12 protein-coding genes are annotated in these 15,786 nt (G+C 68.2%); 3 read left to right on the plus strand and 9 right to left on the minus strand.

The window, feature by feature from the left end:
- Positions 1–46 precede the first annotated feature (46 nt).
- The 3 genes from H9I38_RS05180 to fdxA form a co-directional block, all read right to left on the minus strand.
- Entirely contained in the window at positions 47–1,330 is a 1,284-nt protein-coding gene (locus H9I38_RS05180) for a citrate synthase (protein ID WP_226337697.1), read from the minus strand.
- Positions 1,331–1,537: 207 nt separating this feature from the next.
- A complete protein-coding gene (dapC, locus tag H9I38_RS05185; RefSeq protein WP_226337698.1) occupies positions 1,538–2,686 on the minus strand; it encodes a succinyldiaminopimelate transaminase in 1,149 nt (382 codons plus the stop codon).
- A gap of 7 nt (positions 2,687–2,693) precedes the next feature.
- Entirely contained in the window at positions 2,694–3,014 is a 321-nt protein-coding gene (fdxA, locus tag H9I38_RS05190) for a ferredoxin (RefSeq protein ID WP_226337937.1), read from the minus strand.
- A gap of 95 nt (positions 3,015–3,109) precedes the next feature.
- Between fdxA and H9I38_RS05195 the strand changes: the two genes are divergently transcribed.
- The 3 genes from H9I38_RS05195 (at position 3,110) to ppk2 (ending at position 5,150) form a co-directional block, all read left to right on the plus strand.
- Positions 3,110–3,385, plus strand: coding sequence for a hypothetical protein (locus H9I38_RS05195; protein WP_226337699.1), 276 nt, complete (start codon positions 3,110–3,112; stop codon positions 3,383–3,385).
- A 46-nt stretch (positions 3,386–3,431) separates the two neighbouring features.
- Positions 3,432–3,929, plus strand: a complete 498-nt coding sequence (locus H9I38_RS05200; protein ID WP_226337700.1) for an ArsR/SmtB family transcription factor — start codon at positions 3,432–3,434, stop codon at positions 3,927–3,929.
- Between the two features lie 150 nt (positions 3,930–4,079).
- Positions 4,080–5,150, plus strand: a complete 1,071-nt coding sequence (ppk2, locus tag H9I38_RS05205; RefSeq protein WP_226337701.1) for a polyphosphate kinase 2 — start codon at positions 4,080–4,082, stop codon at positions 5,148–5,150.
- Positions 5,151–5,263: 113 nt separating this feature from the next.
- Here the strand turns inward: ppk2 and typA are convergent, their stop codons facing one another.
- The 6 genes from typA to H9I38_RS05235 form a co-directional block, all read right to left on the minus strand.
- Positions 5,264–7,183, minus strand: a complete 1,920-nt coding sequence (typA, locus tag H9I38_RS05210) for a translational GTPase TypA (RefSeq protein WP_226337702.1) — start codon at positions 7,181–7,183, stop codon at positions 5,264–5,266.
- A gap of 216 nt (positions 7,184–7,399) precedes the next feature.
- Positions 7,400–9,325: a BCCT family transporter gene (locus tag H9I38_RS05215; RefSeq protein ID WP_226337703.1), complete on the minus strand. Its 1,926-nt coding sequence runs from the start codon at positions 9,323–9,325 to the stop codon at positions 7,400–7,402.
- A gap of 778 nt (positions 9,326–10,103) precedes the next feature.
- Positions 10,104–11,744: a dipeptide ABC transporter ATP-binding protein gene (locus H9I38_RS05220; RefSeq protein WP_226337938.1), complete on the minus strand. Its 1,641-nt coding sequence runs from the start codon at positions 11,742–11,744 to the stop codon at positions 10,104–10,106.
- Between the two features lie 149 nt (positions 11,745–11,893).
- The gene (locus H9I38_RS05225; RefSeq protein ID WP_413463524.1) at positions 11,894–12,862 is read right to left on the minus strand and encodes an ABC transporter permease; all 969 of its coding nucleotides are present in this window, start codon (positions 12,860–12,862) and stop codon (positions 11,894–11,896) included.
- Between the two features lie 196 nt (positions 12,863–13,058).
- A complete protein-coding gene (locus H9I38_RS05230) occupies positions 13,059–13,985 on the minus strand; it encodes an ABC transporter permease (RefSeq protein WP_226337705.1) in 927 nt (308 codons plus the stop codon).
- A gap of 149 nt (positions 13,986–14,134) precedes the next feature.
- Positions 14,135–15,772 (minus strand): peptide ABC transporter substrate-binding protein, encoded by a 1,638-nt coding sequence (locus H9I38_RS05235; RefSeq protein WP_226337706.1) that lies wholly within the window; start codon positions 15,770–15,772, stop codon positions 14,135–14,137.
- Between the last annotated feature and the right edge of the window lie 14 nt (positions 15,773–15,786).

Consider the following 15,786-nt stretch of genomic DNA (forward strand, 5'->3'; position numbering starts at 1 on the left):
GCCGCCGCGGTGAAGTCGAAAGCAGGCAGTCCGTCTGCCGCCGGGATCACATGCCCGGGTACTGACGCTCCGTCTCGCCCGTGTAGATCTGGCGCGGACGGCCGATCTTCTTCTCCGGGTCTTCCATGAGCTCGCGCCACTGGGCGATCCAGCCCGGGAGGCGGCCCATGGCGAAGAGGACGGTGAACATCTTCTCCGGGAAGCCCATCGCCTTGTAGATGAGGCCCGTGTAGAAGTCCACGTTCGGGTAGAGCTTGCGCTCGATGAAGTAGTCGTCCGCGAGGGCCTTCTCCTCGAGGCGCTTGGCGATGTCGAGAAGCTCGTCGTTGCCGCCGAGCTTCTCGAGGATCTCGTCGGCGGTCTTCTTGACGATGCGAGCGCGCGGGTCGTAGTTCTTGTAGACCCGGTGGCCGAAGCCCATGAGCTTGACCCCGTCCTCCTTGCGCTTGACCTTCTCCATGAACTCCTCAGGCGAGATGCCCTCAGCCTTGATCTTGCGGAGCATGTTGAGGACGGCCTCGTTGGCGCCGCCGTGGAGGGGGCCGAACAGGGCGTTGATGCCCGCGGAGACGGACGCGAACATGTTGGCGTCCGCAGATCCGACCAGGCGGACCGTGGACGTGGAGCAGTTCTGCTCGTGGTCCGCGTGGAGGATGAGGAGCTGGTCCAGCGCCTTGACGATGAGCGGGTCCGGCTCGTACGGCTCGGCCGGCGTGCCGAAGGACAGGCGGAGGAAGTTCTCCACGAGGCCCATCGAGTTGTCCGGGTAGAGCATCGGCTGGCCGATGGACTTCTTGTGCGCGTATGCCGCGATGACCGGCATCTTGGCGAGGAGGCGCACGGTGGAGAGCTCCACGTGCTCCGGGTTCTTCGGGTCCAGCGAGTCCTGGTAGAAGGTGGACAGCGCGGAGACGGCCGAGGAGAGCACCGGCATGGGGTGCGCGTCCCGCGGGAAGCCGCCGAAGAAGCCCTTGAGCTCCTCGTGGAGGAGGGTGTGGCGGCGGATCCGCTGGTCGAACGCCTCGAGCTCGCTCGCCGACGGCAGGTTGCCGTAGATGAGGAGGTAGGCGGTCTCGATGAATGTGGAGCCCTGGGCGAGCTGCTCGATCGGATAGCCGCGGTAGCGGAGGATGCCCTCCGCGCCGTCGATGTAGGTGATGGCGGACTTGGTGGCCGCCGTGTTCACGAAGCCGGGGTCATACGTCACCGCGCCCGTGGAGGACAGCAGCTTGCCGATGCCGAGGCCCTGGTTGCCCTCGACAGCGGGCACCGCGTTGAGCTCAAGCTCGCTGCCGCCGAAGCTGAGGCTTGCAGCATTCTGCTCAGACATGTTTTCCCCTCGTGATCGTGAGAAGTCGTTGGTCTGCGAACCGCGGCGTGGAGGTGCCTCGCGGTTCGACGTCAGATCCAAACCTACCCGCCGGGAGGTTGCGAAAACGAATCCGAACGCCCCGCTGAGGCCCGAGGTGACGGGTCTCAAATCGGACAGGAAGGGAGCCTACACGCCCCCGGTCAGGGCCGACGGCGCCCCGGCCGCTCAGCGGGCAGCCGCGCGCAGCCTCTCGGCCGCCGCCTGCACGCGCTCGGTGGGGGCGGTCAGCGCGATCCGGACGAACTGCGCCCCGGCGTCCCCGTAGAACACGCCCGGGCCCGCCACGATCCCGAGGTCCGCGAGGCGGCCGATGGTCTCGAACGCGGGCTCGCCCAAGGTGCACCAGAGGTAGAGCCCGGCTTGCGAGCCCTCGATCCTGAAGCCGTACTCCTCGAGCGCGGGCTTGAGGATCGCGCGCCTCTCCCGGTACAGCGCCTTCTGCGCCCTCACGTGCGGGTCCTCCTGGACGGCCGCCTCGAGCGCCGCCTGGACGGGCTTGGGCACGATCATCCCGGCGTGCTTGCGGGAGTTCACGAGGTTGCGCACGAGGTCCCGGTCCCCCGCCACGAACGAGGCGCGGTAGCCGGCGAGGTTGGACTGCTTGGAGAGCGAGTACACGGCGAGCAGGCGCTCGTGCGAGTCCCCGCAGACGCGAGGGTCCAGCACCGAGGGGACGCGCTCGCCGCCGAGCTCCTCGTCCCACTCGTCCCAGCCGAGCTCCGCGTAGCACTCGTCCGAGGCCACGACGGCGCCGAGGGCACGGGCCTCGTCCACGAGCTCGCGCAGGCTCTCGGCGTCGCGAACCATGCCGGTGGGGTTCCCGGGCGAGTTCACCCAGACGAGGCGCACGCGGGAGCGGACGCCGTCGTCGAGGTCGGAGAGGGAGTCCGCGGCCACGGCCTCTGCGCCCGCGAGCCGAGCGCCGATGTCATAGGTGGGGTACGCGGCCTCGGGACGGACCACGACATCCCCGGGGCCCAGGCCCAGCAGCAGCGGCAGCCAGGCGACGAGCTCCTTGGAGCCCACCGTGGGCATGACGGCCTCCGGGGTGAGGCCCACGGCCCCGCGGCGGCGCGCGAACCAGTCCGCGATGGCGGAGCGGAGGGACTCGGGACCGTCCGTCGTCGGATAGCCGGGAGCGTCGGAGGCCGCCGCGAGCGCATCCTGGACGAACTGCGGCGTGGGGTCCACGGGCGTGCCGATGGAGAGGTCCGCCGTGCCGCCGGGATGCTCAGCCGCGCGCGTGCGGTACGGCGCGAGCTGGCCCCAGGGGTAGTCGGGGAGATCGAGGCCGAAGGCGCGGCTGGCGCTCATGGGGCTCCTACTGGTTCTGCGGGGGCAGGGCGAGGACGAACGGGTGGTCCTTGCCGGTGTTGCCGAGCTTGGCGGCTCCGCCCGGGGAGCCGATCTCGTCGAAGAACTCGACGTTGGCCTTGTAGTACTCGGACCACTCGTCGGGGACGTCGTCCTCGTAGTAGATGGCCTCGACGGGGCAGACGGGCTCGCAGGCGCCGCAGTCCACGCACTCGTCGGGGTGGATGTAGAGGGTGCGCTCGCCCTCGTAGATGCAGTCGACCGGGCATTCCTCGATGCATGCCTTGTCCTTGACGTCCACGCACGGCTGGGCGATCACATACGTCACGGGTTCTGCCAACTTTCCACTCGAACGGCTTCTCAGACTCTCCGACATTCTAGTCCGGGCGCACGGATTCGGCAGGGGCATTAGAGAATGGTCACGTGACGCATTCAGAGCCCCACCCCCTCAACGCGGCCCCGCTCGGCACGCGCTTCTCCGTGCGGTTCCGGATCGACGACGACGGCGGCCGCCACACACTCACCGACGTGCTCGGGGTCCTCCGTGAGAGGAATTCCACATCCGTGGTCCTCGAGACCCGGAGCGGCGAGCTGCGCACCGTCGAGAAGCGCCGGATCGTCGCGGCGAAGCCGGTTCCCCCTCCCCCGGCGCGGCGCGCGCGGAACGGCGGCAGGCCGGACGATTCGGAGCAGATCTGAAGGGCCCCGAAGCCATCGGAAAGGCCCAATCGCTATGATGGAGGCCATGACAGACGCCGCGTTCGATGCCGATTTCCAAGCGCGGGCCAGAGCCCTCAGCTCGCCCGTGCGCTTCCGCATCCTGCGCGCCTGTCTCCACGAGTCCCGGACCAACAAGGAGATCGCCGATCTCCTCGAGATGAACCCGGCCACCACGCTCCACCACGTGCGCACGCTCGTGGCCGCGGGCTTCCTCGCCGCCGAGGAGCCTCGCACCGGCAAGCGCGGCGCCCGCGAGATCCCCTACCGCTCCACCGGCGCCACGTGGGGGCGGCACATCCCCAACGTCTCCCACGTGCTCATCGAGACGTTCCTCGAGGAGACGCGCGAGCTGGAATCGGACGACATGGACATCTGGCGCCTCGGCGTGAAGCTCACCCCCGAGGACCGCGCCGAGATGATGGGCCGCATCCGCGAGGTCATGGAGGAGTACGCCCTGCGCGAGCCGGACCCGGAGGGCGAGCCGACCTCCCTGTTCCTCGCGCACTACCGGGACCGGGCCTGACCTGGCGGGCCCGAGCCGCCTCCCGACGCGCCGCACACCACCCCAGACCCCTCCGACTGGGAAAGCATTTCTACGCGGCGTAGAATATGAGAATCCCTCCGCCCGAGCGGAGGGCGAGTCTCCGCCCGCCCCCGAGGAAAGGCCCAGCCCATGGCCAAGAGCAAGAAGACCCGCACGTCCGATTCGATCCCCCGCCCGGAGGGCGCGCAGAAGGCCCTCGAGGAGCAGTCGCGCGTTCGCGCCGCCCAGGGCAAGTCCGTCACGGTGGACTACGCGGGCGAACTGGACGAGCTCCGCGAACTCGGCGCCCAGGGCCCCTCTGAGCAGGTGGCGTCCGCGCAGGTGGCCTCCGCACAGCGCGGCAAGGACGGCTCCGGCACGCCGATGCGCAAGAACAATGACGCTTGGCGCATCGACTACCCGTATGACAAGAAGCTCTCCCGGGACGCGTACGAGAAGGAGAAGCGCAAGCTCCAGATCGAGCTGCTCAAGCTCCAGATGTGGGTGAAGGAGACGGGCCAGAAGGTCCTCATCATCTTCGAGGGCCGGGACGCCGCCGGCAAGGGCGGCGCCATCAAGCGCTTCAACGAGCACCTCAACCCCCGCGGCGCCCGGATCGTCGCGCTCGAGAAGCCCACCGAGGCCGAGCAGACCCAGTGGTACTTCCAGCGCTACATCGAGCACCTGCCCTCCGGCGGCGAGATCGTCATGATGGACCGCTCCTGGTACAACCGCGCCGGCGTGGAGCGCGTCATGGGCTACTGCACGCCCGAAGAGTACGAGGAGTTCCTCCGCGAGGCTCCCGTCGTGGAGAAGATGCTGCAGAACAACGGCATCCACGTCATCAAGTTCTGGTTCTCCGTGGGCCGCGAGGAGCAGCTCGCCCGCTTCGCAGGACGGGAGACGGACCCGGTGAAGCAGTGGAAGCTCTCCCCCACGGACCTCGCCTCGCTGGACAAGTGGGACGACTACACCGAGGCCAAGGAGGCCATGTTCTTCTACACGGACACGCCGCGCACGCCGTGGACCGTGGTCAAGTCCAATGACAAGAAGCGCGCCCGCCTCGAGGCCATGCGCCACGTGCTCAACCAGCTGGACTACCCGGGCAAGAACCCGGCGTATGTCCACGAGCCGGACCCCGCCGTCGTCGGACCCGCCTCCTCCGTCCGCGAGCGGAGCGAGGGCGAGTCGAAGGAGTTCCCGAGCCTCGGGGAGATCTGACAGCCGGCAGGCGCCGGACACGCGGAAGGGCCGCGGAGCATGTGCTCCGCGGCCCTTCCGCTGTGCTGGACCGACCGGTCAGGCTCGACGTTCCGAGCCCGGCTCGCCGGGCGTCAGCCCTTCTTGCCGGAGCGGGCCGCCTTGACGCGGTCCGTGGCGGAGAGGATCACCTTGCGGATGCGAATGGCCTCCGGGGTGATCTCCACGCACTCGTCCTCGCGGGCGAACTCGAGGGACTCCTCGAGGGTGAGCTTCTTCGGCGGGGTGAGGCCCTCGAAGGTGTCCGCCGTGGAGGAGCGCATGTTGGTGAGCTTCTTCTCCTTGGTGATGTTGACGTCCATGTCGTCCGCGCGGGAGTTCTCGCCGACGATCATGCCCTCGTACACCTCGGACTGCGGGTCGATGAAGAACGTGCCGCGCTCCTGGAGGTTGATCATCGCGAACGGCGTGGCCGAGCCGGCGCGGTCCGAGATGAGCGAGCCGGACTGGCGGTACTCGATGTCGCCGGCCCACGGCTCGTAGCCCTCGGAGTAGGAGGACGCGATGCCCGCGCCTCGGGTCTCCGTGAGGAACTTGGTGCGGAAGCCGATGAGGCCGCGCGCCGGGACTGTGAACTCCATACGGACCCAGCCCGTGCCGTGGTTGGACATGCTCGCCATGCGGCCCTTGCGGCCGGCCATGAGCTGGGTGACGGCGCCGAGGAACTCCTCGGGGACGTCGATGGTCATGTGCTCCATCGGCTCGTGCAGCGTGCCGTCGACCGTCTTGGTGACCACCTGCGGCTTGCCCACGGTCAGCTCGAAGCCCTCGCGGCGCATCTGCTCCACGAGGATCGCGAGCGCGAGCTCGCCGCGGCCCTGGACCTCCCAGGCGTCCGGGCGCTCGGTCGGGAGGACCTTGAGCGAGACGTTGCCGATGAGCTCCTTGTCCAGGCGGTCCTTGACCTGGCGGGCCGTGACCTTGGCGCCCTTGACCTTGCCCGCGAGCGGCGAGGTGTTGATGCCGACGGTCATCGAGATGGCCGGGTCGTCCACCGTGATGAGCGGGAGCGGCTGCGGGTTCTCGAGGTCCGTCAGCGTCTCGCCGATCGTGATGTCCTCGATGCCGGCGACGGCGACGATCTCGCCCGGACCGGCCGACTCGGCGGGCTCGCGCGAGAGGCCCTTCGTGGCGAGCAGCTCGGTGATCTTGACCTGCTTGAGGGAGCCGTCATGACGGGCCCAGGCGACCTGCTGGCCCTTCTTGAGGGTGCCGTTGTAGATGCGCAGGAGGGCGAGGCGGCCGAGGAACGGCGAGGCGTCGAGGTTGGTCACGTGCGCCTGGAGGACGCCGTCCGCGTCATACGTGGGCGCCGGAATGTGCTCGATGATCGTCTTGAAGAGCGGCTCGAGGTCCTCGGAGTCCGGGAGGTCGCCGTCCGCCGGCTGCTCCGTGGAGGCCTTGCCGTTCTTGCCGGACGCGTAGACCACGGGGACGTCGAGGACCTTGTCCATGTCGATGTCCGGGACGTCGTCGATGAGGTCCGAGGCGAGGCCGAGGAGGAGGTCCATCGAGTCGGAGACGACCCCGTCGATCCGGGCGTCCGGGCGGTCCGTCTTGTTGACCACGAGGATGACCGGCTTGTCCGCGGCGAGCGCCTTGCGGAGCACGAAGCGGGTCTGCGGGAGCGGGCCCTCGGATGCGTCCACGAGGAGGACGACGCCGTCCACCATGGACAGGCCGCGCTCCACCTCGCCGCCGAAGTCCGCGTGGCCCGGGGTGTCGATGACGTTGATGGTGATGTTCTCGCCGTTGGCGGAGGGGCCCGAGTAGAACACCGTGGTGTTCTTCGCGAGGATCGTGATGCCCTTCTCCTTCTCGAGGTCCCCCGAGTCCATGACGCGGTCTTCGACCTCGCCGTGGGTGGAGAAGGCGCCCGTCTGGCGGAGCATGGCGTCCACGAGCGTGGTCTTGCCGTGGTCAACGTGCGCGACGATCGCGACGTTGCGCAGGTCCTCGCGGACGGCGCGCTGTGCCGAGGTGGTTTCACTCATGCGGATAAGGCTCGATTCCTGTCGGTTGCGGCCTTCCGGCGGCGCCTGCTGCGGTGCGGCGCTCGGCTGCGGCGGCCTCGTCTCATCGGCGGTCCGCCCAACGCGGATCGCCCTGCTCGATTCTACCCGGGAATGCGGAAAGGGCCGCCGACCCGGGGTTCGGGTCGGCGGCCCTTCGCCAAGAGGCCCTTCGTCAAGGGGCCCTTCGCCAGGCGGCTAGCGCCGAACGGCGGAGGAGCCGCGGGAGCGCCCGCCGTCGAGGCCCGACTCGATGCCGGCGTCCTCGAAGTGGGCGCCGACGCGCTCGTCGATCCAGCCGTGGACCGAGTCGTGGACGCTGCCCTTCACGTGCCGGGTCATCGCGTCCCGGAACTGGGCGCGCTCGAACCGCAGCCGCGCCTCGTGCTCGCGGTGGAACGCGAGCGCCGTCGAGGCGGCCATGAGCACCATGACCACGGAGAACGGCAGCGCCGTGAGGACGGCGACCGTCTGGATGGTGGTCAGCCCGTCGCCCGTGAGGAGCGCGATGGCGATGGCCGCCGCGGCGACCGCCCAGAAAACGCGCAGCCACGGCTTCGGCTCGGTGTCGCCGCCGGAGGCGATCATGCCCATCACCATGGCGCCGGAGTCAGCGGAGGTGATGAAGAAGACCGCCACGAGCAGCAGCGCTCCGACGATGAGGGCCGGTCCGCCCGGCATGTCGCCGAGCATGTCGAAGAGGACGTTGTTGACGTCAACCGCTCCGCCCTTGCCGACGAGCCCGCCGCCGCCCTTGAGCTCGCGGTACAGGGCGCTGCCGCCGAGGACCGAGAACCAGAGGAACGTGACGAGGGTCGGCACCACGAGCACGCCGCCGACGAACTCCCGGACCGAGCGGCCCTTGGAGACGCGCGCGATGAACACGCCCACGAAGGGCGCCCAGGAGATCCACCAGCCCCAGTAGAACGTGCTCCAGGAGGCCTGCCACTTCTCGCCGTCCGCGCCACGGAGCGCGAACGTGTTGAACGTGAGTCCGACGACGTTCTGCAGGTAGTTGCCGATCGACTGCACGAACTCGCGCAGGATGAACAGCGTGGGGCCCGCGAAGAGCACGACGACGAGCAGGACCGCCGCGATGACGAGGTTGATGTTGGAGAGCCACTTCATGCCCTTGTCCACGCCGGAGACCACCGAGGCGATCGTCAGCACCGTGATGCCGATGATGAGCCCGATCTGCGTGGTCTGCGTGGCCTTGGCGATGTTCTCGTGCTCCAGGCCCGCGGAGATCTGCATGACGCCGAGGCCGAGCGAGGTCGCCACGCCGAAGAGCGTGCCGACGAGCGCGACGACGTCGATCGTGTCGCCCCACGCGCCGCGGATGCGCTTGCCGAAGAGCGGCTCGAGCGCCCAGCGGATCGAGATGGGGTTGCCTCGGCGGTGCACCGAGTACGCCACGCCGAGCCCCACGATCACGTAGATGCTCCAGGCGTGCAGCCCCCAGTGGAGGAACGTCTGCGTCATGGCCCGCTGGGCGACGGCGGTCTGGTCGCCTCCCTGCCCGGGCGGCGGTGACGCGAAGTGGGACAGGGGCTCGGCGGCGCCCCAGAAGACGAGGCCGATGCCCATGCCGGCCGCGAAGAGGAGCGCGAACCAGGAGCGGAGGGAGAAGGCGGGCTCGTCGTCGTCCTTGCCGAGCTTGATGTCGCCGAAGCGGGACAGGCCCACCCAGAGGGCGAACGCCACGAACACCGCGACGATGAGGACGTAGTACCAGCCGAAGCCGCCGATCACGTTCTTCTGGATCGCGGCGATCGCCGTGGAGGACTGGTCCGGGAACAGGAGCGTCCAGCCGATGAACAGCGCGATGATGACCGCCGAGGGCCAGAACACGCCGCGCTTCACGCCGCTGCGGGCGGCGCCGCGTCCCCGGCGCGAGTCCGGGTCACGGACGTCAGGAGAGTCCGTCGCTGCGTTCGCCGCGGCTGCCGCGGCGCCGTCTCTTGCTCCACTCCCCCGCGTGGTCTCGCGCTCGCCGGGCGCCGTCCCTTCGACGCCAGGAGCCGTGTCTCCGGTGCCGGGCGGCGAGTCTGCGGCGCGGCGGGGCGCAGCGGGAGAATCCGCCCCAGCCGCTTCGGGCTTCAGGTTCTTGTGGGATGAGTCCATGTCTCTTCCGTTTTCCGACTGTGCCTTGCCGGTGTCGGCGCGGAGCTTACGCCCCGTCCGGCGACAGTCCCACGACTGTCAGAACCGGGCGCACGCCTCAGCGCAGACACCTCACTTCTTTAGGCTATTGATCAATCAGATGATTTCCATAGGCATATCACAAGAAGTTGTTACCGTTTTGTTATCGACGCCGGGGGCTTTTCGAGCGCATCATGCCCCTCCTCCCCGTCTCCTCCCCGTCTCCTCCGCACGGGCGCCCGGAGGCCCACTGCGCCTGGAACGCTTCGGGAATGAGCTCCGGGCAGTCGAGGAGGCCAGCTGGGACGGCTGGGCCGGTCGAGGAGGCTGGCCGGGCCAGCCAAGGAGACCACGGCAGCGAGCCACCCAGGGAGGCGTTCGGGGAGGCGTTCAGGGAGGCGAACGTAACAGCCCGACCCAGCTCGCGGAGGGTAGTTTCCGGAACACTTCCGGGCAAAAGCGAACCATTTTTGGTACGGATTTGCCTGGAAGGTCATTTGAGTATCCACCTCCATGGCCACAACAGAAGCTGAGACAATCCCGCGAACACGCGAATGCGGGCGCGCGGAATGGCGCGCGGACGGGGGGGGGGGGGAGGCACGGCGGGGAGGCACGGCGGGGAGGCACGGCGAGGGGGCACGGCGGAGAGCAAAGAGAAGGGCCGCCACCCTGAGGTGACGGCCCTTCTCCTCTGGCCTTCGGACCTGCTGCCCTTGTGCTCTGACAGCCTTGTGCTCCGGCAGCCTTGCGCTCAGCCTGCCTACGCGGCCTCGGGCGGGAGCATGAGGCCCGCGCCCGGGATGGCGGCGAGGAGCTGCTGGGTGTACGGCGTCTTCGGGTTCTCGAAGACGCCGTCCGTGGTGCCGGACTCGACCAGCTTGCCCCGCTCCATGACGCAGACGTTGTCGGCGATCTGGCGGACCACCGCGAGATCGTGCGTGATGAAGAGGTACGTCAGGCCGAGCTCGTGCTGCAGCTCCGCGAGGAGGTTGAGGATCTGCGCCTGAACGAGCACGTCGAGAGCAGACACCGCCTCGTCGCAGACCACGAGCTCCGGGTTGAGAGCCAGGGCCCGCGCGATGGCCACGCGCTGGCGCTGACCGCCGGAGAGCTCGTTCGGGTACCGCGCCATCATGGTCTGAGGCAGCGAAACCTGGTCCAGCAGCTCGCGGACCTTCTTCTCCCGCTCCTTCGCCGAGCCCACCTTGTGGATGCGCATCGGCTCCTCGATGGTGCGGAAGATGTTGTACATCGGATCGAGCGAGCCGTACGGGTCCTGGAAGATCGGCTGCACGCGGCGGCGGAACCGGAACAGGTCCCGGCCCTTGAGGCGGGCCACGTCCTTCCCGTCGAACTCGATGGAGCCTGAGGTGATGCTCTCCAGGCCCAGCAGCATCCGGGCCACGGTCGACTTGCCGGAGCCGGACTCGCCCACGACCGCCGTCGTCGTGCCCTTGGGGATGGAGAAGCTCACGCCGTTGACCGCCGTGAAGTCCTCCGACTTGCCCCAGGCCCCGCGGAGCTTGAAGACCTTGGTCAGGTCCTTCACCTGCACGTAGTCCTTGGCCTCCACGGCCAGGCGGCGCGCGGCCTCCTCCTCGGTGAGGAGGTCCTGGGACTGCACGCCCGCCTCCTTGGCCACCTGGATGCGGCGGGACGCCAGCGACGGCGCCGAGTCCACGAGCTTCTTGGTGTACGGGTGCTGCGGGTTGCGCAGCAGCTCGAGGGCGGGCCCCGACTCCACCACACGGCCCTTGTACATGACGACCACCTTGTGCGCGCGCTCGGCGGCGAGGCCGAGATCGTGCGTGATGAGCAGCACGGCGGTGCCGAGCTTGGCCGTCATCGAGTCGAGGTGGTCGAGGATGGTCCGCTGCACGGTGACGTCGAGCGCCGAGGTGGGCTCGTCCGCAATGAGCAGACGCGGCTGGCAGGACAGGCCGATCGCGATGAGCGCCCTCTGCCGCATGCCGCCCGAGAACTCGTGCGGGTACTGGCGGGCGCGCTTCTCCGCATCCGGAAGTCCCGCCTGCGAGAGCACGCGCGCGACGTCCTCCGGCCCGTCCGGCAGGCCGTTGGCCTTGAGCGTCTCGCGGACCTGGTGGCCGATCTTCCACACGGGATTCAGGTTGGACATCGGGTCCTGCGGGACCATGCCGATCTGGCTGCCGCGGAGCTTGACCATCTCCTTCTCCGAGGCGTGGCTGATGTCCTGGCCGTCGAAGATGATCTGGCCGGAGGAGACGCCGCCGTTGCTCGGGAGCAGGCCGATGGCCGCGAGGGCCGAGGTGGACTTGCCCGAGCCGGACTCGCCCACGATCGCCACGGTCTCGCCGGGCATGACCGTGAAGTTCGCGTCCTTGACGGCGTGGACGTCTCCCCCGCTCGTGGCGAAGGTGATGCCGAGGCCCTTGACCTCGAGGAGCGGCTTCTCGGCCGAGACCGCCGCACGGGACGAGGACTGCTCCGCGCCAGTGGGCTCCGTGCCCGCGGCGCCGGACTCGGGGCGCTCGGCCCCGGGATTCGAGGGTGCTGCGTGAGACACGTCGATCACTTCTTTCGCGACTTCGGGTCCAGCGCGTCACGCAGGGCGTCGCCGAGCATGATGAAGCTGAGAACCGTCAGGGACAGGGCCAGGCCGGGCCAGAACACGGGCATCGGGTTGGAGCGGAACGCGTCCTTGCCGTCGGAGATGTCGTTGCCCCAGCTCATGACCTCCGCCGGGAGGCCGATGCCGAGGTAGGACAGCGTGGACTCCGCCACGATGAACGTGCCGAGCGAGATCGTCGCGATGACGATGACCGGTGCCATGGCGTTCGGGATGATGTGCTTCATGAGGATGCCCATCGAGGACACCCCGAGCGAGCGGGCGCTCGTGACGTAGTCCGCGTTCCTCACCTCGACGACGGCGCCGCGCATGATGCGGGCCACCTGCGGCCAGCCGAGGACCACGAGGATGAGGACGATCGTCCACACGCTGCGGTGCTGGCGGAAGACCGGCAGCTGCATGATGACGAGCGCGCCGAGGATGAGCGGCAGCGCGAAGAAGATGTCGCCGATGCGGGCTAGCACCGCGTCGATCCAGCCGCCGAAGTAGCCGGCGAGCGCGCCGATGATGCCGCCGAGCACCACCACGCCGAGCGTGGAGAACAGGCCCACCGTCAGAGACGCGCGGGTTCCCGCGACGACGCGCGAGAGCACGTCACAGCCCTGGGCCGTGAAGCCCATGATGTGGTCGCCGCTCGCCTTGCCGTTGGAGTTCTGGAGGAGGCACTGCGTGGACTGCGCCGTCGGGTCCTGGTTCCAGAACAGCTGCGGGAAGAGCGCGACGACGATCGCGAAGAGGATGAGCAGCGCCGAGACGATGAACGTCGGCTTGCGGCGCAGCTGGCGCCACGCGTCCTTCCACAGGCTGAGCGGGGCGTCGCCGGACACCTTCGAGTCGGTCGCCGAGACGGGGGTCTCGTCGATGTCCGCCACGTAGTGCTCGATCTCGTAGGACGAGGTCTTCGGCGTCACGGGCGGCTTGATGGCCGTGCCCTGGACGGGCGCGGCGGCAGCCTGCGCCGTCGTCGCCTCCGCGGGAGCCGCCGAGGAGGCGGCCGCCGAGGAGCCTTCCGAGCCGGAGCGCTGCTCGTGTCCGGGAGGCGGGGTCACGGCGTGCGCGCCGACGCTCTCGGGGGTCGAGTTGTTCACGTTCTTGTCCTTTGCGCGCTTAGGCATAGCGGATCCTCGGGTCGAGCCAGGCGTAGAGCAGATCGACGATCAGGTTCGTGACACAGAAGATGAGCACGAGGATCGAGACGATCGAGACGACGGTGGGAGCGTCGCCGAGGGTCAGCGCCTTGTAGAGCTGGTTGCCGATGCCGGGCACGTTGAAGATGCCCTCGGTGACAACGGCTCCGCCCATGAGCGCTCCGAGGTCCGCGCCGAGGAACGTCACCACGGGGATCATCGAGTTGCGCAGGATGTGCACGCGGACGACCCGGCCGCGGGTGAGGCCCTTCGCCGTCGCCGTGCGGACGTAGTCGGCATTGGCGTTCTCTGCCACCGACGTGCGCGTCAGGCGCAGGACGTAGGCGAAGGAGACGAGGCCGAGCACGATGCCGGGGAGGATGAGGTCGCTCCACGAGGCCGCGCTGGAGACGGTCGGCTTGGCGAGGTGCAGCTTGACGCCGAGGAAGTACTGCATGACGAACGCGAGCACGAAGATCGGCACCGAAATGACCACGAGGGACAGGACGAGGACGGTCGAGTCGAAGAGCTTGCCCTTCTTCAGACCGGCGTACAGGCCGAACGCGATGCCGAAGACCGCCTCGAAGACGATGGCGATGATGGCGAGGCGCAGCGTGACCGGGAAGGCCTTGGCGAGGATCGAGCTGATCTCGCGGCCGGAGAAGTTCACGCCCAGGTCACCCGTGAAGAGGCCCTTGAGGTAGTTGAGGTACTGGACGAAGAACGGGTCGTTGAGGTGGTACTGCTCCTTGAGCTGGGCGGCGACGCCCGGGGTGCAGCCCTTGTCGCCGCAGAGGGCGGCCAGAGGATCGCCCGGCAGCATGAAGACCATGAAGTAGACGAGCAGCGTGGCGCCGATGAAGACGGGGATGAGCTGGAGGAGCCGCTTGACGAGGTACCAGGTCATGCGCGCGATCCCTCCTCGGTGCGGGAAGCGGCCGGGGCGAGGCCCGGTCGGGTGGAGTGGTTCATGGAGGTGTCCTTCGGTGGGAACAGCCGAGCGGAGGGCCGCGGGGACGGCCCTCCGCTCACGAGGGCTGGGATGCGGTCAGAGGACTAGGAGCCCTGCTTGGTGACCTTGTAGTACATCGGAACGCCGTTCCAGCTCGTGGTGACGTTCGAGACGTTCTCGGACCAGCCGACGTTCGCCTGGTTGTACCAGAGCGGGATCGAGGGCATGTCCTCGAGGAGCTTGGAGTCGGCCTCCTGGAACTTGCCGGCGGCCTGCTCCTTGTCCTTCGCGCCGAGACCCTGCTTGAGAAGGTCCTGGAACTCGGGGTTGTCGTAGCGCGAGTCGTTCGAGGCGGCGCCCTTGGAGAACGTCGGGCCCATGAAGTTGTACATGGACGGGTAGTCCGCCTGCCATCCGGAGCGGATGGCGCCGGTCAGCTTGCCGGCGTTGGCGTCCGTGCGGGCCTCCTTGAAGGTGGCGTAGGACTTGCCCTCGACCTCGACGCCCAGGTTGTTCTTGAGCTGGTTGGCGACGGCGTCCACCCACTTCTTGTGGCCTCCCACGTCGGCGTTGTAGCCGATCGTGAGCTTCTGGGACTTGTTGTACGGCTGGATCTTCTCGGCCTGGGCCCAGAGCTCCTTGGCCTTCTTCGCGTCGAACTTCGTGTTCTCGGAGCCCGGCAGCTGGTCCTTGTAGCCCTCGAGCACCGGAGCCGTGAAGTCGGTGGCCGGCTTGCGGGTCTCGTGGAAGATGACCTTGGTGATCTCCTCGCGGTTGATGGCGAGCGAGAGGGCCTGGCGGCGGAGCTTGCCGGCCTCGCCCTTCCAGTTGTCGAGGTAGTACGGGATGGCGATCGTCTGGATGCCCGCGTACGGCTTGTCCGAGCTGCGGTCGGAGAGGTCCGACTTGTAGTTCGCGAGAGCCGAGGTGGGGATCTGCTGCAGGACGTCGAGGTTGTTGGCGAGGAGATCCTGATACGCCGTGTCCGGGTTCTGGTACAGCTTGAACGTGATGCCGCCGTTCTGCGCCTTCTCCGGACCGTCGTAGTCCGGGTTCTTGACGAGCTCGATCTGCGTGTTGTGCTGCCAGGCGCCCTTGGCCTTCATCTTGTAGGGGCCGTAGCCGACGGGGTTCTCGCCGAACGCCTTCATGTCCTTGAACGCGGACTCCGGCATCGGGACGTAGGCGGAGTAGCCGAGGCGCTGGGGGAAGTCGGACTGCGGCTCGACGAGCTCCACGGTGAACGTGGTGTCATCCACAACCTTGAGGCCGGACATCTTGTCCGCTGTGGAGCCCTCGCCGGAGACCTCGTCATAGCCCTTGATCGGCTCGAAGAAGGTCGAGGCCTGCTGCGCGTTCTTGGCAGCCGCGCCGTAGTTCCAGGAGTCGACGAAGTTCTTGGCCGTGACCTTCTCCCCGTTGGAGAACTTCTTGCCCGGCTTGATCTTGATGGTCCAGGTCTTGTTGTCCTTGGACTCGATCGACTGCGCGAGGTCGTTGACCGGCTTGCCGTTCTCGTCATAGGAGACGAGGCCGTTGAAGATCTGCTCGACGACGTTGCCGCCGCCCGTCTCCGCGGTGTTGGTGGGCACGAGCGGGTTCTGAGGCTCCGCTCCGTCAACGGTGATGACCGCGTTGGCGTCGCCGGACGAGTCCGAGGACCCTCCGCCGCCGCAGCCGGCCAGGCTGAGGGCGGCCAGCGTGGCGACGCCCACGATCTTGGATGCACGCGAGATACGCATTACGACTCCTTGAG

Source organism: Arthrobacter sp. UM1, assembly GCF_020483305.1.
Lineage (GTDB): Bacteria > Actinomycetota > Actinomycetes > Actinomycetales > Micrococcaceae > Falsarthrobacter.